Genomic DNA, 18,549 nt, shown 5'->3' with positions numbered 1-18,549 from the left:
CATGACGTCAGCGGGTGGCGGGTTCGGACGCGGCACCGGGGTGTTCCGCCGCAAACCGATCGAGCAGATCGGCGACGACACCTCCGACACGAGCCTGACCAGGACGTTGGGGCTCTGGCAGCTCACCGCGATCGGCATCGGCGGCATCATCGGGGCGGGCATCTTCTCGCTGGCGGGCGCCGTGGCGAACAAGACGGCGGGTCCGGCGGTGCTCGTCTCGTTCCTCATCGCGGGCATCGCGAGCGCGGCGGCGGCGTTCTCCTACGCCGAGTTCGCCGGGATGATCCCCAAGGCGGGGTCGGCCTACACCTACGGCTACGCCGTGCTCGGCGAGATCGTCGGCTGGTTCATCGGCTGGGACCTGCTGCTGGAGTACACCGCGATCGTCGCGGTGGTGGCGATCGGCATCAGCGGCTACTTCACCGAACTGCTGTCGCTGCTGGACATCCACCTGCCGACGTGGATGCTCGGCGCTCCCGGCACCGAGACCGGCGACGTCGCGGCGGGCAGCTACAAGGTGAACCTGTTCGCCGTGCTGCTGTGCCTGCTGATCGCGTTCGTGCTCAACCAGGGCATGCGCAACGCGGCCAGGTTCGAGACCACCCTGGTGTACCTGAAGGTCGCCGTGGTGCTGCTCGTGGTCGTGGTCGGCGTGTTCCACATCGACACCGCCAACTACAACCCGTTCTTCCCGTTCGGCGTCTCGGGCGCGCTGACCGGTGCGGCGACGGTGTTCTTCGCGGTGTTCGGCTACGACGCGATGAGCACGGCCGCCGAGGAGTCGAAGGACTCCCAGAAGCACATGCCGAAGGCGATCCTGTACTCGCTGGCGATCTCGATGGTGCTGTACGTGCTGGCCTGCCTCGTGCTGACCGGCATGGTCAACTACAAAGACGTCGACGCCGAGAGCGCCTTCGCGACCGCCTTCGCCGACGTCGGCCTGAACGCGCTGGGCGTGGTCATCTCGATCGGCGCGATCCTCGGCATCACGACGGTGCTGTTCACGTTCCTCATGGGCGCGAGCCGGGTCGGCTACTCGATGAGCCGCGACGGGCTGCTGCCGCCGTGGTTCGCGAAGACCCACCCGGTGAAGCACGTGCCGAGCCGGATCACCTGGGTGCTGGGCATCGCGTCCGCGGTGATCGCCGGGTTCCTGCCGATCGCCGAGGCCGCCGAGCTGACCAACATCGGCATCCTGCTGGCGTTCGTGGTCGTGTGCGTCGCGGTGATCGTGCTGCGCTACCGGCAGCCCGACCTGCCGCGCGGGTTCCGCACGCCGGGCATGCCCGTGGTGCCGGCCATCGGCGTGGTGTTCTCGCTGTGGCTGATCACGTTCCTCAACCCGGAGACGTGGCTGCGGTTCGCCGTGTGGTTCCTGATCGGCCTGGTCGTCTACTTCGCCTACAGCCGCAAGCACTCGGTGATGGAGAAGGAGGAGTCACCCTGACGACCACCGCTCGACCACGTCGGCGAGCACGGCCATCGGCAGCGGTCCGCCGCCGAGCACCAGGTCGTGGAACGCCCTCAGGTCGAACGCGGCACCCATCCTGAGTTCGGCTTCCCCGCGCAGGCGCTGGATCTCCAACCGGCCCACCATGTACGCCAGCGCCTGCGCGGGCGTCTCGACGAACCGGTCCACCTGGGCCTGGACGTCCGCGTCCGGCAGGCCGGTGTTGGCCCGCAGGTAGTCGACGGCCTGGTCGCGGGTCCAGCCGAACGCGTGCAGCCCCGTGTCCACCACGAGCCGGGCGGCACGGGCCGAGTCGGACGCGAGCATCCCGAGCCGGGCGGTGTCGTCGCTGTAGAGCCCCATCTCGTCCGCGAGGCGTTCGGCGTACAGCCCCCAGCCCTCGATGTAGGAGTCGACCAGCGCGGTGCGGCGCAGCAGCGGCAGGTCGTCCAGCTCCTGCGCCAGCGAGATCTGGAAGTGGTGGCCCGGCACGCCCTCGTGGAACGCCAGCGCCTCGCCGATGGTGCGGTCCTGCTCGTGCGGCCGCCGCGTGTTGACGTAGTAGGTGCCCGGCCGGGACCCGTCCAGCGCCGGGTCCACGTAGTACGCGGGCGAGCTGGTCTCCTGCTCCGCCTCTGGCACCCGTTCGACCACGCACCGGCCCTGCGGCACCCGCCCGAACCACCGCGGGGCGACGAGTTCGGCGCGGGCGACCGTCGCCTCGGCCGCCGTGACCATCTCGTCGGCGTCGCGCCAGCGCAGCGCCGGATCGGTGCGGATCCGCTCGCGGACCTCCTCCACGCTGCCCAGCCCGAACACGCGGGCCCCGACCTCCAGGTACTCCCGTTCCAGTGCGGCGATCAGCTCCAGCCCGGTCCGGTGCAACTCGGCCGGGGTCGACGCGGTCGTGGTGTACCGGCGGACCAGCAGCGCGTACTTCGCCTCGCCGCCGGGCAGGTGGCAGAGGCCCGGCCGGTCGTCGGGACGGCCGTGCGGCAGGACCTCGGCGGCGAGGAACTCCCGGTACCCGGCGAACGCGGGCCGGACCTCCTCGGCCAGCAGCCGGTCGCGGTCGGCGGCGAGGTCGGCGGTCAGCTCCGGGGTGCGCAGCGGGTCGCCGTCCGGGTCGGCGAGGTACCGGTCCAGGAAGTCGATCCCCTTGCGCGCCAACCGGGCGAGCGGCACGGCTCCCGCGCGCACGGCGGCCCGCTGCCGCCGCCGGACCCCGGCGAGGAACGGGGGCACGGCGGCGAGCCTGGCGACGTAGTCCCGCCTGCCCTCGTCGTCCGAGGGCCGGATCAGCGGCAGGATCGTCAGCAGCCCGGACGCGGGCGAGTGCCACGCGTGGGCGAACGTGAGGTCGACCAGGCCCGCGTCGAGCTTCTCGATGAGCGACCGGGCCTCGTTGGCCACCACCGCCGACGTCACGTCGTCACCGACCGCGCGCCGCAGCACGGACTCGGCCCGTGCGCGCAGTTCCACGTCCGCGGCCGGGTCCCGCAGGAGGTGGTCGCGGCCGGGCAGGCCGAGCAGCGTGGCGGAGAGCGGTTCGTCGTCGAGGAGCAGGTCCATCATCTCGTCGGCGAGGTCCGTCACGGGAACCGCCGTTCGACCAGGCGGGCGAGCGAGTCCATCGGCAGCGGGCCGTTGGCGAGCACGAGGTCGTGGAACGCCCGGAGGTCGAACCCCTCCCCCGCGCGCTGGGCGGCCTCGGCGCGCAGGCGCTCGAACTCCAGGCGCCCCACCATGTACGCCAGCGCCTGCCCCGGCATCTCGATGTACCGGTCGGTCTCGGACTGGATGTCCACTTCGGACATCACGGTGAACTCCCGCAGGTACGCCACGACCCGGTCGCGGGTCCAGCCGAGCGCGTGCAGGCCCGTGTCCACCACGAGCCGGGCGGCCCGCATCGAGTCGGCGGCGAGCATCCCCAGCCGGGCCACGTCGTCGGTGTAGAGCCCCATCTCGTCGGCCAGCCGTTCGGCGTAGAGCGCCCAGCCCTCGATGTGCGCCTCGATCGCCGCCATCCGGCGCACCAGCGGCAGGCCCTCGACCTCCTGGAGCAGCGCGAGCTGGAAGTGGTGCCCCGGAACGGCTTCGTGGAACGCGATGGACTCGGCGGCCGTGCGGTCCTGCTCCAACACCCGGTGGGCGTTGACGAAGTACGTTCCGGGGCGCGACCCGTCCATCGCGGGGTCCAGGTAGTAGGCCTTCGGCGCGGTGAGCTCGTCGGCCTCGGGCACCTGCTCCACCACGCACTTCGCGGCGGGCACCCGGCCGAACCACGACGGCGCGGCCCGTTCGGCGCGCTCGATCGTGGCGCGGGCGACGGCCAGCATCTCCTCGGCGTCGCGCCACTTCAGCGCGCTCATCCGCGCACGCGCCGCGGCCAGCGTCGGGTAGCCCAGCGCCGCGTACTCCTCGGCGAGCCCGGCGATCAGGTCCAGCCCGATCCGGTGCAGCTCCTCGGGGGTGCGGTCGGTGGTGGTGAACATCCGGACCAGGTTCGCGTACGCCACGTCACCGCCGGGCAGCGCGCACAGGCCGGGCCGGTCGTCGGGGCGGCCGTGCGGCTCGACCTCGGCCACCAGGAAGTCCCGGTAGGCCGCGAACGCGGGTCGGACCTCGTCGGCCAGCAGGCGGTCGCGTTCGACGTCGAGCCCGTCGTCCAGCGGAACGACCTTCAGCGGGTCGTGGTCCGGGTCGTCGAGGTAGCGCTCGATCCTGGCCACGGCGTTGCGGACCAGGTGCGCGAGCGGCAGCCGTCCGGCCGCGATGCCCGCCCGGTTGCGGTCGGCCACCTCGACCAGGAAGCCGGGTATCGCCGCGAGCCTCGTCAGCGAGCCGCGCCGCGCCGCGTCGGTGGTCGGCCGCACGAGCGGCAGCAAGCCGAGCAGCCCCGTGACGGGAGCGAGGAACGACTCCGAGCAGGTGTGCTCCACCAGCTTCGCGTCGATCCGGTCCACCAGGCCGTCGGCCTGGTGCAGGACGACGGCGACGGTCAGGTCGTCCTGGTCGGCGGCACGGGCGCGCTCGCGGATCGCCACGGCCCGTGCCCGCAGCTCCGCCTCCCCGGCCTCGGTGACGTCGCGGAGCCGGTCGTCGCGGCCCCCGACCCCCAGCAGCGTGGCGAACAGCGGATCGGCGTCCAGGACCAGTTCGACCATGTCATCCGCCAGATCGCCCACCGGCTACTCCCCTCCGAACCTCGCGGTGGCGTTCCGGATCGCCGTCCGCGCTTCGTCGTTCAGCCTCCGCACCAGTTCCGCGGCCGGTGCCGCCTCGATCAAAGAGTAGGTCTGCCCGGCCCACAAGGACATCAGTTCCGGATCACCCGTGGCGCGGATCGGCTTGGTCATCAGGTGCAGGTTCGGGTACGCCGCCGGGGCGTGCGCGGTGTTCTCGCTGAGGAACCGGTTCACCAGCCCGCGGGCGGGCCTCCCGCTGAACGCCCGCGTGAGCGCGGTCCGGCGGTTCTTCTCCCGCAGCGCCATCCGGTAGCCGGGAGCGGTCCCGGCCTCCGGGCACAGCAGGAACGCCGTGCCGAGCTGCGCGGCCACCGCTCCGGCCGTCACGACCGCGGCGACGTCCCCGCCCGTCGCCAGTCCGCCCGCGGCGATCAGCGGCAGGTCGACGGCGGCGGCCACGAGCCGCAGCGCCGCCAGCGTGCCGAACAGCTCGCCACCACCGGGTGAGACGCCGTCGTCGGTGAGGGTGCCGCGGTGCCCGCCCGCGTCCGACCCCTGCACGCACAACGCGTCCGCGCCGATCTGGGCCGCCTGCTTCGCCTCGGCGGGGGTCGTCACGGTCACGACGACGTACGAGCCCGCGGCGCGCAGCCGCCGCACCTCGTCGACGTCCGGCAGCCCGAAGGTGAACGACACCACCGGGACCCGCATGGCCAGCACGAGTTCGAGCTTCGCGGCGTAGGAGTCGTCGTCCCACACCGGGTCGCCGGGTTCGACGCCCGCGAGCGCGGCCTGGGCCGCCACCCGCTCGCGGTAGACCGAGAGGTCCACTGTGGACTTCGACCCCGGCACGAAGAGGTTGACGCCGAAGGGCCGGTCGGTCAGCTCGGCGAGCGCGGTGAGCTGACCGGCCAGCGCTTCGACGGTGAGCAGGCCGGCGGCCAGGAAACCCAGGCCACCGGCCGACGCCACTTCCGCGACCAGCTTCGGGGTGGACAGACCACCCGCCATCGGCGCGGCGATCACGGGTACCGCCAGTCGTTCCAGCATGCACCCGACGATAACGCCTACGGCAGCGAGTCCAGGTGCGGAGCCACGGCGTTCGCGAAGGCCCAGCCGTTGCTGGCGTCCCAGTTGATCGACCAGGTCATCGCACCGCGGATCGCCGGGTACGTGGTCGACGGCTTGAAGCCGCCGCAGTTGGTGCCCCTGGCCAGGCAGCTCAGGGCGTTGTTCACGGTCTGCGGCGACACGTACCCGCTGCCTGCGCCCGACGGGGAGGCGGGCAGGCCGAGGCCCACCTGGTCCGCGCGGAGGCCGTTCTGGAGCTGGATGCAGGCCAGCGAGGTGATGAAGTCGACGCCGCCCTGGCTGTAGACCTTCTGGTCGCAGCCGAGCATCGAGCCGGAGTTGTAGTACTGCATGTTGACGATCGTCAGGATGTCCTTGATCGCCAGCGCGAGCTGGAAGTAGCCGCCCGCGGTGGACTGCATGTCGATGGTCTGCGGCGCCATCGTGATGATCTTGCCGCCGCCCGCGTGGATCTTCCGGAGGGCGGACGCCATGTGGGTGGCGTTGATCCCGTTCTCCAGGTCGATGTCCACGCCGTCGAAGCCGTAGTTCGCGATCAGCGAGTTCACGCTGTTGGCGAAGTTGTTCGACGCGGTCGCGTCACCGACGCTGATCGTGCCCCGCTCGCCGCCGACGGACAGGATGACCTTCTGACCTCGCGCCTTCACGGTCCGGATGTCGGCCTTGAACTGCGCGTCGGTGTAGCCGCCCAGCGCGCTGGACAAACCGGGGTCGAGGTTGAAGGTGACCGCGCCGGGCGTGCCCGCGACGGCGTCGGCGAACGAGACCGCGATGATGTCGTACGTGGTCGGCACGTCGGCGATCTTCAGCACCCGCGCGCCGTTGTTGAAGTTCTGCCAGTAGCCCGTGAGCACGTGCTTGGGCAGCGACGTCACCGGCGGCTGACCGGTGGTCGTCGTGGTGGTCGTGGTCGTGGTCGTCGTGGTGCTGGTCGTGGTGGGCGGGGTGCCCGGACCGTCCACGGCGACGTCGTCCGCGAAGTACGGCGGCTGGCCGTACCAGCCGTGCAGGTAGATGGTCACCGTGGTCGCCGAGGCGCTGGTGAAGTCCAGCGACAACTGCGTCCACGAGCCCGAACCGGGCGTCCAGGTGCTCTTCTCACCCGTGCTCGTGCCGGTGACACCGAGGTAGGTGTAGCTGCCCTGCACCCACGCGGACAGCTTGTACGCGGTGTTGGGCACCACGGTCACGGTCTGCGAGCAGCGCGAGTTGTCCTGCCCCGCGGGGGCGCCGGACAGCGCGAACGACCCCGACCGCTTCGGGCTGGTCACCGCGGAGGCGCCGCCCGAACAGGTCCACGAACTGGTGTTCCCGGCCTCGAAGCCGAAATTTCCCACCAGGTTCGCCGCGGACGCGTTGCCCACGACGATCAAGCCGAGGCCCGCGAAGGCCACCAACGCGCTCAGGACTGCGACCAGCGCTCGTCTCGTCTTCGTACCCACGTGCACCTCACCAGATCCACTTCGGCGGCCGCGGCCCGGACACGTGATGTGGGCCACCCGAAAAATGGACTAGACCACTACGAGCTGTCAAGGTTTCCCGGCGCGTTGGGCCGAAGGCTCCGCCGCGACTGGGCCAAACGGCCTGAACCGGGGCGCGACGCGTTTATCCCGTGGTGAACTGGGAATGCAGGGCTCGAACAGGCAACACGGTCGTCCGACCGTGGAGGTCGGAGGAAGATCATGACGTTCACGCTGCCGGATGCCGTCAACCTCGCCCGCCGGGCGCACGAGGGCCAGGTCGACAAGTCGGGCAACCCGTACATCGACCACCCGCTGCGGGTGATGACCCGAGTGGACGGTGTGGCCGAGCAGATGGCGGCCGTGCTGCACGACGTCGTGGAGGACACGACCGTCACGCTCGACGAACTGCTCGACCTGGAGTGCCCGACGATCGTCGTGCGCGCGGTGGAGGCGCTGACCCACTTCCCCGAGGAGCCCCAGTCGGCCTACCTCGCCAGGGTCGCGGCCGACCCGATCGCGCTGGTGGTGAAGCGCGCGGACATCTCCGACAACCTGTCGCCGGACCGGACGGCGCTGCTCGAACCGGGCGAACGCGAGCGCCTGCGGGAGAAGTACGAGACCGCCCTGCGACTGCTGGATTATTACGAGAACGGGTGAACGTGCCGTATACCACATGTAACGGCATCCTGCGAGACAGATCACCCTCGGAATCGATGCAGAAGTGCGGAAAAAGGTGAAGGATGGGTGGTGCAAGAGATCGAGAACCACTAGTCGAAGGACGAGATGACACACCCCACGACCGCCATCCGGACACTGCGCGACAGCCTGTCGAGCCGCCGCGCGGCCCGCATGAGCCGCCAGAGCCTCGAGCGGCAGTTGGCCAGCTACACCACGCCGAGCGACCGGCTCGACCTGGACGCGATGCTGGACCGGCACGACTCGGAGGACGCCGCGGAGATCAAGGCGATCCTGCACAGCCAGTCGATGGAGCGGATCATCCGCACCGGGAGCTGACAGCGCCACCGTTCACCGTCGAACGCGTCTGCGCGCCCGGAAGGGCCGCGATCTGACAACCGGCTCGACGCAACCCCAGAGGCCACCCCGGCAACGCTGCCGAGGGTGGCCTTCGTCGTCGCGGGACACGCGAAAGCGCCGCACGCGAGTGGCGTACGGCGCTTCCGGTGCGAACGGTCGCTACTACTTCTTCTTCTTGTCGTCGTCCGTCGACAGCGCGGCCACGAAGGCCTCCTGCGGGACCTCCACCCGGCCGACCATCTTCATCCGCTTCTTGCCGACCTTCTGCTTCTCCAGCAGCTTCCGCTTGCGGGTGATGTCACCGCCGTAGCACTTGGCGAGGACGTCCTTGCGGATCGCGCGGATGTTCTCGCGCGCGATCACCCGTGAGCCGATGGCGGCCTGGATCGGGATCTCGAACTGCTGGCGCGGGATCAGCTTGCGCAGCTTCGACGCCATCTGCGTGCCGTAGCCGTACGCGGAGTCCTTGTGGCAGATGGCGCTGAACGCGTCGACGGCCTCGCCCTGGAGCAGGATGTCGACCTTGACCAGCTCCGAGCTCTGCTCGCCCGACTCCTCGTAGTCCAGCGACGCGTAGCCGCGGGTGCGGGACTTCAGGTTGTCGAAGAAGTCGAAGATGATCTCGCCGAGCGGCATCGTGTAGCGCAGCTCGACGCGGTCCTCCGACAGGTAGTCCATGCCGCCGAGCTGGCCGCGCTTGCTCTGGCACAGCTCCATGATCGCGCCGATGTAGTCGCTGGGCGCGATGATCGTGCACTTGGTGACCGGCTCGTAGATGTCGGCCATCTTGCCGTCGGGCCAGTCGGACGGGTTGGTCACGGTGTGCACCGCGCCGTCCTCCATGACCACGCGGTAGACCACGTTCGGCGCGGTGGAGATCAGGTCGAGCCCGAACTCCCGCTCCAGCCGGTCGCGGGTGATCTCCAGGTGCAGCAGGCCGAGGAAGCCGCAGCGGAAGCCGAAGCCCAGCGCCGCCGACGTCTCCGGCTCGTAGGTCAGCGCGGCGTCGTTGAGCTGGAGCTTGTCCAGCGCCTCGCGCAGCTCCGGGTAGTCCGAGCCGTCCACCGGGTAGAGGCCGGAGTACACCATCGGCCGCGGCTCGCGGTAGCCCGCGAGGGGCTCGGTCGCGCCCTTGCGCTCGGACGTGACGGTGTCGCCGACCTTCGACTGGCGGACGTCCTTCACACCCGTGATCAGGTAGCCCACCTCGCCGACGCCGAGACCGACGCTGGCCTTGGGCTCCGGCGAGATGATCCCGACTTCCAGGATCTCGTGCACGGCGCCGGTGGACATCATCTTGATCCGCTCGCGCGGGGTGATCTTGCCGTCCACGACCCGGATGTAGGTCACGACGCCGCGGTAGGTGTCGTAGACCGAGTCGAAGATCATCGCGCGGGCCGGGGCCTCGGCGTCGCCGACGGGCGGCGGCACCTTCAGCACGACCTCGTCGAGCAGCTCCTGGACGCCGAACCCGGTCTTCGCCGAGACCCGCAGCACCTCGTCGGGGTCGCACCCGATGATGTGCGCGATCTCCTTGGCGTACTTGTCCGGGTCGGCCGCCGGGAGGTCGATCTTGTTCAGCACCGGGATGACCGCGAGGTCGTTCTCCAGCGCCAGGTACAGGTTCGCCAGCGTCTGGGCCTCGATGCCCTGCGCGGCGTCCACCAGCAGCACGGCGCCCTCGCAGGCCTCCAGCGCTCGGGACACCTCGTAGGTGAAGTCCACGTGGCCGGGCGTGTCGATCATGTGGAGCACGTGCGGCTTCTCGGCCACCTGCCACGGCAGGCGCACGTTCTGCGCCTTGATCGTGATGCCGCGCTCGCGCTCGATGTCCATGCGGTCCAGGTACTGGGCGCGCATCAACCTCGGGTCGACGACGCCGGTGATCTGCAACATCCGATCGGCCAGGGTGGACTTGCCGTGGTCGATGTGGGCGATGATGCAGAAGTTCCGGATGAGCTCCGGAGGCGTGAACGTCTTGTCGGCGAACGTGCTCACTCAAGTTCCTCGCGCAATAGGACGGGGGACACCACATCATCTCATGGCGCGGGCTACCGCTTTTACCTGCTCAGGTGAGACCCAGGCCATAAGCTCTGCCGGTGTTCGCAAATGGAGAGGACGCCCGCCCGCTGAAGGGCGCGGTCCGCGAGGTGCACTCGGCCGCTGTCGCCGCCACCCTGGAGTACTCCCCCGACCTGGACGGACTCGCCGATCCGGGCGAGATCGTGTGGGCGTGGGTGCCGTACGAGGAGGACCCGCGGCGCGGCAAGGACCGCCCGCTGCTGGTCGTGGGCAGGCACCGCCGCTCGCTGCTCGGCCTGATGCTGTCCAGCAAGGAACCCGACGACCACGAGCTGGACGACTGGCTCGACCTCGGCTCCGGCCAGTGGGACCGCGACGGGCGGCACTCCTACCTGCGGCTGGACCGGGTGTTCGAGCTGGACGAGCACGACATCCGCCGCGAGGGCTCGGTGCTGGAGCCCGAGCGGTTCGGCAAGGTGGTCGACGTGCTGCGCTCGCGCCACGGCTGGCGCTGACCCGCGCGAGTCGCGTCCCCCCGTGCCGGGCGAGGCACGGGGGGACGCGACCAGCGGGACGTCGAACCGCTGGCTTGAGGGGGCGCTAGCCGCGGAAGCGCTGCTTGGCGCGACCGCCGAGGAGCATCCTGAGCCCGACGAGCGTCACCACGATCAGGACGCCGCCGATCACCACGATGAGCGGCATGCTCATCTCCGGGCCGACCGCGGTCTTGACCTGCGGGGTGGCCGCCGCCCCCGCCGCGGGGGCGATCGTCGCGATCGGGATGTTCTTGGTGTCGGTGAAGTCGACCTTGCCGGTCTTCTCCAGCACCGTGATGTGGTCGAGCACCGTGCGCATGCAGACGTCGGCGTAGTCGCGGATCAGGGTGTTGCGGGTACCCGCCCGGACCTGCGACAGGAAGATGTAGACCTTGCCGTGCGCGGCGCGGAGCCGGTTGGCGTAGACCTTGTCGAACTCCTCGCTGCCCGCGGGGGCGGCGGTCATCTCGCGGAGCCAGCCCTGCTGGTCGGCGTTGGGCGCCGTGGGCAGCGGGACGTTCAGCATCTTGCCCAGCTCGATCACGCGCGCGTCGAGGTCGGTGTGCCCCTCGATCAGGTGCCGTCCCGCCTCCTGCACGAGGGGGTTGGCCGACTTCTCCACCCCCATCTGGCCCGCCGGGCCTTCCCAGAGGCCCGCGAGGCGGACCTTCACCAACATGTCGCGGGCCGCTGCGTCAAGCGGCCCCCACTGGGTCTGCTCGACCTCGGTGTTCACCGGCTGGCCGATCGCGGTCCCGGCCAGAGGCAGGAGGAGCGCGGCGAAGACAACGACCAGCGACGCGGCAGCAGATCGAAGGAGGCGCATGCCCCTGACTACGGATGAGACGCGGTAGGGGTTCAAGCCAACCGGGTAACTTCCACCGTCACGTCCAACGCCGACGCCGACCCGCCGGAGTAGGTGCCCTTGAGGGGCGCCACGTCGGCGTAGTCCCTGCCCAGGGCCACCCAGATGTGCCTCGGCCCGACCGGGATGGCGTTGGTCGGGTCGTACCCCCACCAGCCTCCCGTCCAGGCCTCGATCCACGCGTGGCTCTCGCCCCGGACGGTCTCGCGCACGGCGCCGTCCGGCTTGGTGTGCAGGTAGCCGGAGACGTACCGGGCCGGGATGCCCATCGCCCGCAGCAGCACCAGCGTGAGGTGCGCGAAGTCCTGGCAGACGCCTTCACGGGCGCGCCACGCGTCGACCGCGGAGCTGTGCACGCCGGTCGTGCCGGGCTGGTACTTGAGCTGCTCGTGCACCCAGTGGCACGCGGCGAGCACCGCGTCCGCCGGGGTCGCGCCCTTGCGCAGCTCCCGCGCGACGGCCGCGAGCTCCTTGTCCTTCGGCACGTACGACGTCCAGTCCAGGAACTCCGTGTACCGGTCGACCAGCGCGTCGGCCTTCAGGTCCGGCCAGCTCCCGGAGCGGATCGGCTCGTTCTCCTCGCCGGTCTCCACGACCGACGACGCGACGACCTTCAGCTCCACGTGCGGCGCGTGCAGGTCGAACGACGTGACCTCGGTGCCCCAGTAGTCGGTGTACCGGTAGGCCCTGGTCGCGGGCGTGGTCTCGACCCGGCTGACCACGACGTTCTGCCGCCGGTCGCCGCGGGGGGTCAGCCGCGCCTCGTTGTAGGACTGGGTGACCGGCAGGTCGTACCGGTACCCGGTGGTGTGCACCACCCGCACGCGCCAGCTCATGACGTCACCTTCGCGTTGGTCCACGCCACCCACGGCACGGAGTGGAAGTACTGGAGGGAGACGGCCTCGCCGACGTCGCGGACGGTCGTCTGCAACGCCTTGAGCCGCCGAGGCAGGTCTTCGAGCAGGTCGTGCGGGCGCAGGAACTCCAGGTCGCTGCGCGCCTGACCGAGCAGCCTCAGCGCTTCGGCGCGCGCGCCGACCCGCACGCTGGGCTGGTGGTCGAGGTGCTCCAGGCACGACTCCGCCTGCCGCAGCGCGTGGAACACCGAGCGCGGGAACAGCCGGTCGAGCAGCAGGAACTGCACGACCCTGCCCGCGTCCAACGCGCCCCGGTAGGTGCGCAGGTACGTGTCGTGCGCTCCCGCCGAGCGCAGCACCGTGACCCAGCCCGGCGAGGACGCCTTGTCGCCGACGCGGGACAGCAGCAGCCGGACGATCATGTCGACGCGCTCCACGGAGCGGCCGAGCACGAGGAACCGCCAGCCGTCGTCGCGGCTCATCGTCGAGTCGGCCAGCCCGGCGAACATCGCCGCGCGCTCCTCCACGAACGAGAAGAACGCGTGCGGGCCGACCGTGCGGGCGTAGCGCTGCCGTTCGGGCACCGCGTTGTACATCGTGTTGAGGCACTCCCACATCTCGCTCGACACGACCTCGCGGGCGCCCTTGGTGTTCTCCCGCGCGCTGTTGACCGACGCCACGATCGACCCGGCGTTCTCGCCCGAGTACGCGACCAGCTCGGTCAGCGACCACACGTCGAGGACCTTGCCGTCGTCCGGCGGTTCGATGCCCAGCACGGCCAGCAACTGGCGGCTGGTCGCGTCGGGGTCGACGGTCGCGTCCTCCAGCAACTGGTGCACCGAGACGTCGAGGATCCGGGCCGTGTCGTCCGCGCGTTCGACGTACCGGCCGATCCAGTACAGCGACTCCGCGTTACGAGCGAGCATCAGGCCTCCTCGGTCCGGTGCGAAAGCTGCTGCTGTTGTTGTTGCTGTTGCTGGGAGTTCGACAGCTCCGGTCCCTGTTCGGCGGCGATGGCGGCCACCTTCTGCGGGCCCGCGAGCCCCGGCTCGGCCAGTTCGCGCTCCACAGTGGACGACCGAGGCGCGAGCACCCACGTGTCCTTGGAACCGCCGCCCTGCGAGGAGTTCACGACCAGGCTGCCCTTCGGCAGCGCGACCCGTGTCAGCCCGCCGGGCAGCACGAAGATGAAGTTGCCGTCGTTGACCGCGAACGGCCGCAGGTCGACGTGCCGCGGCATCAGCCGGTCGCCGATCTTGGTCGGCACCGTCGAGAGCTGCACCACCGGCTGCGCGATCCACCCCCGCGGGTTCATCTTGATCCGCTTCCGCAGGGAGTTCAGCTCCTTGTTCGTCGCGTACGGGCCGAACACGATCCCGTAGCCGCCGGACCCCTCGACGGGTTTCACGACCAGCTCGTCCAGGTGGTCCAGCACGTGCGCGCACTCCTCGGGGAGCCAGCAGCGGAACGTGTCCACGTTCGGCAGCAGCGGCTTCTCGCCGAGGTAGTACTGCACGATCTCCGGCATGTAGGTGTAGACGAGCTTGTCGTCCGCGACCCCGTTGCCCATCGCGTTGGCGATGACGACGTTGCCCGCCCGCGCCGCGTTCAGCAGCCCGGCCACCCCGAGGACGGAGTCCGGCCGCAGGTGCACCGGGTCCAGGAAGTCGTCGTCGATGCGGCGGTAGATCACGTCCACCTGCCGCTCACCCTCGGTGGTCCGCAGGTAGACGAGGTTGTCGCGGCAGAACAGGTCCCGCCCCTCGACCAGTTCCACGCCCATCTGCCTGGCCAGCAGCGAGTGCTCGAAGTACGCCGAGTTCGCCACACCGGGCGTCAGCACGACCACGTTCGGGTCGGCCGCGTTCGGCGCCGCCGCGTTGCGCAGCGCCCGCAGCAGGTGCACGGCGTAGTCGCCGACGGCCCGCACCCGGTGCCGCGCGAACAGGTCCGGGAACACGCGCGCCATCGTGCGGCGGTTCTCCATCACGTACGACACCCCGGACGGGCACCGCAGGTTGTCCTCCAGCACCCGGAACACGCCGTCCTCATCGCGCACCAGGTCCACCCCGGACACGTGGATCCGCACCCCGTTCGGCGGGTTGATCCCCGCCGCTTCCCGGTGGAAGTGCTCGCAGGACGTGATCAACCGCCGCGGCAGCACCCCGTCGCGCACGATCTGCGCGTCCCCGTAGATGTCGGCGAGGAACATCTCCATCGCCCGCACCCGCTGCACGATGCCCCGTTCGAGCTTCGTCCACTCCGACGCCGTCAGGATCCGCGGGATCAGGTCCAGCGGGAACGGCCGCTCCTGCCCCGACAGCGAGAACGTGATGCCCTGGTCGACGAACGCCCGCCCCAACGCCTCCGACCGAGCGGTCAGGTCCTCGACCTCCGACGGCGCGATCGACTCGTACAGCGCCCGGTACGCCGACCGGACCCCTTCGTCGGAGGTGAACATCTCGTCGTACGCGTCCGCGTGCGGACGATCCGGATCCAGGTAGCCGTCGAACAGCTTGCTCAACCGCGAGGCCGTCACGGCACGGCTGCGCCGCAGTGCTGAAGTGCGCGTTCGACGTTCCATGGTCGACATACTGACCCGCCGAGAGCCGTTTGCGCACTACCCGCGGCAGGGGAAGTCCAGGACGGAAACGTGGCGGAAACATCCTGAGTTCGACATATCGGTCACGCGGGGTGACCGCCGGGACCAGAACGGTCACGTGGAGCCCGCACCGAGCACGTCGCCCGTGCTGCGAATCGAAACGCGCGGTCAGGTGAACCCTGAGTACGTGCCCTTCGCCCGGGTCGGCGCGTGCTCACGCCGGGTCGCGGCGACCACCCTGCGCGCCCTCCTGGACGACTGCGACGCGCAGGCGGTCGCCGCGATGGCCGAACGCCTGCTCTAGGCCGCGCCCGGACCCACGTCCGCCTTCGTCAACGGCTTCCGCGCCACCGATCCGCCGAACTCGTCGGCGCCCACGTCCAGTGCCCCGGTCCGCGCGTGCGGGTCGAAGTCCGTCGTCACGGTCGGGTAGCTCCCGACCGCCGTGTCGATCGCCGGGCTGCCCGCCGACAGCCGTGAGAGCCCAGCCGCGTCGACGACCAACCGGGGGTCGACGTTCCGGTAGCCGCTGGGGATGCCCGCCGTCGCGCCGAACACGATGTTGCCCTCGTACTTCACCGTCGACCCGCCCGCGATGTCGATCAGCCGCGTCTGGGCGGTCCCGCGGACGATGTTGTTGGCCAGCACGCAGTCCTTGGGCAGGAACGCGCCGCCGTCGTTGTCGACGACCTGCCCGGTCCCGATGAGCGTGTTGAACGCGACCGTGACGCGGTCCGGCCGGTCGTGGCCGGTGCTGGTCGGGCCGCTGTCGGCCTCGCTGCCGGTGCCGAACACGATCGCGCGGTCACCGGGGTTGGAGACGTAGTTGTTGACCACGAGGTGGTCGTTGCCGTGGAAGCGGATGCCCGAACCGAGGAGCACGTTGCCGTCGACCAGGTTGCGGTTGCCGTGGCGCAGCACGATGTACCCCGTGCTGTCGCGGATCGTGTTGTGCCGGATGACGTTGTCGGACGACTTCACCGAGATCGCCTCGGGGTCGCCGTTGGCCTTCTCGAACAGGTTCAGCTCGATCACCGCCCGCGCGGACTTCGACTGCTTGTGGCTGTAGCCGAGCCGGATGGACTCACCGCCGTTGGAGCCCGCGAAGGTGTGGTTGGCGAAGTAGTTGTGGTGCACGCGGGTCCGCTGCGCGATCTCGGTGCCGGGGCCGGTGATCTGGAGGAACACGCCCTCGGTGCTGCGGTTCTGGAACGTGTTGCGGTCGACCTCCACGTCGTCACCGCTGACCGTGACCCAGTTGCCGCCGCCCGTGAGCTGCACGGAGTTCCGGGTCAGCCGCAGGTGGTGGGCGTCGCCGGGCACGGACAGGCCGCCGCCGTGGCGGAGGGTGAAACCCTGGAGCACCACGTCGTGCAGCCCGGCCGCGAACGAGAAGCCGGTGCTGCCCTTGATCTCGGCCTTGCCGACGTTCGCCGCGGTCACGGTGATCGGCGCTCCGGACGTGCCGGACCTCTTGATCGCGATGGGGGTGCTCGCGGTGTACGAACCGTCCGCGAGTTCGACGCGGTCGCCGGGGGCGGCGTTGTTCAACGCGGTTTGCAGCGCCGCCAGGCTCGTCACGCGCACCACGGCCGCCGACGCGGGAACCGCCGCGGCCGCGCAGATCACCGCGGCCGACAGGATCACAGGGAGAACTCGCCTCATTGCCAACTCCACAGGGTCCGCTGGCGGCGGCTCCCGCACGGTAGCCGATCTAGAGGTCGAGGGCCATGCGGACGTGCGACGGCTCCCCGCCCCGTTCGACCTCGCGCCAGCCGTGGCGGACGTAGAAGCCCTGGGCGCGGGTGTTGGGTTCGAACACGTCCAGGCCCGCCACCGGCACGCCCGCCGCCCGCCAGATGTCGACGCACGCGGCGTGCAGCGCGCTGCCGACGCCCCGGCGCCAGTCGGCGGGCCGTACCTGGAGCTGGAGCAGTTCCGGGCCCGCGACCAGCGCGAACCCGACGACGACGCCGGAGTCCTCCGCGCACAGCCAGGTCCGGCCGGGTCGTCCTATCCGGTCCGCGTAGCCGGTGGCGCGGACCACCTGCTCCCACTCGAGCAGCTCGGTCTCCGGGAGGTGGCCCTCGTAGTAGCTGCGGCGGGCCGGGACGTGGATGTCGACGATGGCGGGTGAGTCGGCGGCCTTGGCCGCGCGCACGACGAGGTTCCCCATGCGGAGTGGACGCCCCAGGAGGCCGGAGGTTGCACGCGGCCCTATCAAAGTGATATCACTTTAATAGCACGCAGGACGAGGACAAGGGGTGGGGACGATGAACGCGACGACCGACATAGTGGAACGGATGCCCGCACCGGCGATCAGGGAGCGCGAGGCGTTGGGGCTGGCGGGCATCCCGGCGTTCTTCATCGGGTTCGCCGTGACGCTGGTGGGCGCGGCGACGATCGTGCTCAGCGTGGTGAGCGATCCGGACGACCCCAGCGTCTTCCTGATCATCGCCGGCTCGCTGGTCGCGGTGGCCGGGGGGATCGCGCTGGGCGGGCTGTTCACGGTGGCGCCGGGCGAGGCGCGGGTGCTCCAGTTCCTCGGGCGGTACGTCGGCACGGTCCGCACGGACGGGCTGCGGTGGGCGAACCCGTTCACCACGCGCAAGAAGGTGTCGACCAGGATCCGCAACCACGAGACGTCGGCGCTGAAGGTCAACGACGCGGACGGCAACCCGATCGAGATCGCCGCGGTCGTGGTGTGGCAGGTGGACGACACCGCGCGGGCGATGTTCGAGGTGGACGACTTCGTGCGGTTCGTCGGCATCCAGACCGAGACCGCCGTGCGGCACATCGCGAACAGCTACCCGTACGACAACCACGACGAGGCCGGGCTGTCGCTGCGGGAGAACGCCGACGTGATCACCGAGACGCTGTCGATCGAGATCGCGGCACGGGTGCAGGCCGCGGGCGTGCACGTGATCGAGTCGCGGCTCACGCACCTCGCCTACGCGCCGGAGATCGCCCACGCGATGCTCCAGCGGCAGCAGGCGGGCGCCGTGGTCGCGGCCAGGTCGCGGATCGTGGAAGGCGCGGTCGGCATGGTGGAACTGGCGCTGGAGAAGCTCGCCGAGCACAACGTGGTCCAACTCGACGAGGAGCGCAAGGCGGCTATGGTGTCCAACCTGCTGGTCGTGCTGTGCGGCGACCGGTCGACCCAGCCCGTGGTCAACACGGGATCGCTGTACACCTGAGGACGACGTGGTAGAGCGCAAGAGCGTCCTGCTCAGACTCGACCCGGCGGTGCACGACGCGCTGACCAGGTGGGCGGGCGACGAGCTGCGGAGCGCCAACGCGCAGATCGAGTTCCTGCTGAGGCGCGCGCTCAAGGAAGCGGGCAGGCTGCCGGGAACGGCGGCCGAGCAGCCCAAGCGCGGCCGACCGCGCAAGGAACCCGAGGAGTGACCGGCCGCGCGACCCCCCACGGGGCGCGCGG

Annotated in this window: 17 protein-coding genes; 6 read left to right on the top strand and 11 right to left on the bottom strand. The window is 70.4% G+C overall.

The window, feature by feature from the left end; genetic code table 11:
* Position 1 precedes the first annotated feature (1 nt).
* Positions 2–1,447, top strand: a complete 1,446-nt coding sequence (locus NZH93_RS05570; protein ID WP_259621817.1) for an amino acid permease — start codon at positions 2–4, stop codon at positions 1,445–1,447.
* Here the strand turns inward: NZH93_RS05570 and NZH93_RS05565 are convergent.
* Genes NZH93_RS05565 through NZH93_RS05550 form a run of 4 tightly spaced genes read right to left on the bottom strand, consistent with a single transcriptional unit; the run spans position 1,439 to position 7,172 of the window.
* Positions 1,439–3,046: a DUF885 domain-containing protein gene (locus tag NZH93_RS05565; RefSeq protein WP_308214169.1), complete on the bottom strand. Its 1,608-nt coding sequence runs from the start codon at positions 3,044–3,046 to the stop codon at positions 1,439–1,441. The two genes, NZH93_RS05570 and NZH93_RS05565, sit on opposite strands and share 9 nt — an antisense overlap.
* Positions 3,043–4,638: a DUF885 domain-containing protein gene (locus tag NZH93_RS05560; RefSeq protein ID WP_308214168.1), complete on the bottom strand. Its 1,596-nt coding sequence runs from the start codon at positions 4,636–4,638 to the stop codon at positions 3,043–3,045. Before NZH93_RS05560 ends, NZH93_RS05565 begins: the two co-directional genes overlap by 4 nt.
* Positions 4,639–4,641: 3 nt before the next feature.
* Positions 4,642–5,688 carry an NAD(P)H-dependent flavin oxidoreductase gene (locus tag NZH93_RS05555; RefSeq protein ID WP_259621816.1) on the bottom strand — a complete coding sequence of 349 codons (1,047 nt, stop codon included), beginning with the start codon at positions 5,686–5,688 and terminating at the stop codon, positions 4,642–4,644.
* Positions 5,689–5,705: 17 nt separating this feature from the next.
* Positions 5,706–7,172, bottom strand: coding sequence for a chitinase (locus tag NZH93_RS05550; RefSeq protein WP_259621815.1), 1,467 nt, complete (start codon positions 7,170–7,172; stop codon positions 5,706–5,708).
* 240 nt (positions 7,173–7,412) lie between these two features.
* Here NZH93_RS05550 and NZH93_RS05545 point away from each other — a divergent pair, with 240 nt between their 5' ends.
* On the top strand, positions 7,413–7,850 hold the full coding sequence (locus tag NZH93_RS05545; RefSeq protein WP_259621814.1) for an HD domain-containing protein: 438 nt from the start codon (positions 7,413–7,415) through the stop codon (positions 7,848–7,850).
* A gap of 126 nt (positions 7,851–7,976) precedes the next feature.
* A complete protein-coding gene (locus NZH93_RS05540; protein WP_259621813.1) occupies positions 7,977–8,207 on the top strand; it encodes a hypothetical protein in 231 nt (76 codons plus the stop codon).
* A gap of 183 nt (positions 8,208–8,390) precedes the next feature.
* On the opposite strand, the gene lepA is transcribed toward NZH93_RS05540, so the two are convergent.
* Entirely contained in the window at positions 8,391–10,226 is a 1,836-nt protein-coding gene (gene lepA, locus NZH93_RS05535) for a translation elongation factor 4 (protein ID WP_259621812.1), read from the bottom strand.
* Positions 10,227–10,327: 101 nt separating this feature from the next.
* Here lepA and NZH93_RS05530 point away from each other — a divergent pair, with 101 nt between their 5' ends.
* Positions 10,328–10,765 (top strand): type II toxin-antitoxin system PemK/MazF family toxin, encoded by a 438-nt coding sequence (locus tag NZH93_RS05530; RefSeq protein ID WP_259621811.1) that lies wholly within the window; start codon positions 10,328–10,330, stop codon positions 10,763–10,765.
* Between the two features lie 85 nt (positions 10,766–10,850).
* Here the strand turns inward: NZH93_RS05530 and NZH93_RS05525 are convergent, their stop codons facing one another.
* From NZH93_RS05525 to NZH93_RS05500, 6 genes are all read right to left on the bottom strand, one after another.
* The gene (locus NZH93_RS05525) at positions 10,851–11,612 is read right to left on the bottom strand and encodes a DUF4142 domain-containing protein (protein WP_259621810.1); all 762 of its coding nucleotides are present in this window, start codon (positions 11,610–11,612) and stop codon (positions 10,851–10,853) included.
* A 32-nt stretch (positions 11,613–11,644) separates the two neighbouring features.
* Positions 11,645–12,487, bottom strand: coding sequence for a transglutaminase family protein (locus tag NZH93_RS05520; RefSeq protein ID WP_259621809.1), 843 nt, complete (start codon positions 12,485–12,487; stop codon positions 11,645–11,647).
* On the bottom strand, positions 12,484–13,434 hold the full coding sequence (locus NZH93_RS05515; RefSeq protein ID WP_259621808.1) for an alpha-E domain-containing protein: 951 nt from the start codon (positions 13,432–13,434) through the stop codon (positions 12,484–12,486). The genes NZH93_RS05520 and NZH93_RS05515 overlap by 4 nt, the downstream gene beginning before the upstream one ends.
* Positions 13,434–15,092, bottom strand: coding sequence for a circularly permuted type 2 ATP-grasp protein (locus NZH93_RS05510; RefSeq protein ID WP_259621807.1), 1,659 nt, complete (start codon positions 15,090–15,092; stop codon positions 13,434–13,436). Before NZH93_RS05510 ends, NZH93_RS05515 begins: the two co-directional genes overlap by 1 nt.
* 318 nt (positions 15,093–15,410) lie before the next feature.
* On the bottom strand, positions 15,411–16,775 hold the full coding sequence (locus tag NZH93_RS05505) for a polysaccharide lyase 6 family protein (protein ID WP_259621806.1): 1,365 nt from the start codon (positions 16,773–16,775) through the stop codon (positions 15,411–15,413).
* A 49-nt stretch (positions 16,776–16,824) separates the two neighbouring features.
* Positions 16,825–17,286: a GNAT family N-acetyltransferase gene (locus NZH93_RS05500; protein ID WP_259621805.1), complete on the bottom strand. Its 462-nt coding sequence runs from the start codon at positions 17,284–17,286 to the stop codon at positions 16,825–16,827.
* Positions 17,287–17,383: 97 nt separating this feature from the next.
* Here NZH93_RS05500 and NZH93_RS05495 point away from each other — a divergent pair, with 97 nt between their 5' ends.
* Positions 17,384–18,307 carry an SPFH domain-containing protein gene (locus NZH93_RS05495; protein ID WP_259621804.1) on the top strand — a complete coding sequence of 308 codons (924 nt, stop codon included), beginning with the start codon at positions 17,384–17,386 and terminating at the stop codon, positions 18,305–18,307.
* Positions 18,308–18,314: 7 nt separating this feature from the next.
* Positions 18,315–18,518, top strand: coding sequence for a type II toxin-antitoxin system antitoxin (locus NZH93_RS05490; protein WP_259621803.1), 204 nt, complete (start codon positions 18,315–18,317; stop codon positions 18,516–18,518).
* The last annotated feature ends 31 nt before the right edge of the window (positions 18,519–18,549 follow it).

The sequence above is a fragment of the Umezawaea endophytica genome, assembly GCF_025061645.1.
GTDB lineage: Bacteria > Actinomycetota > Actinomycetes > Mycobacteriales > Pseudonocardiaceae > Umezawaea > Umezawaea endophytica.
The sequence above is the reverse complement of the archived record's forward strand: the minus strand, read 5'-3'. Positions and strand labels throughout refer to the sequence as shown.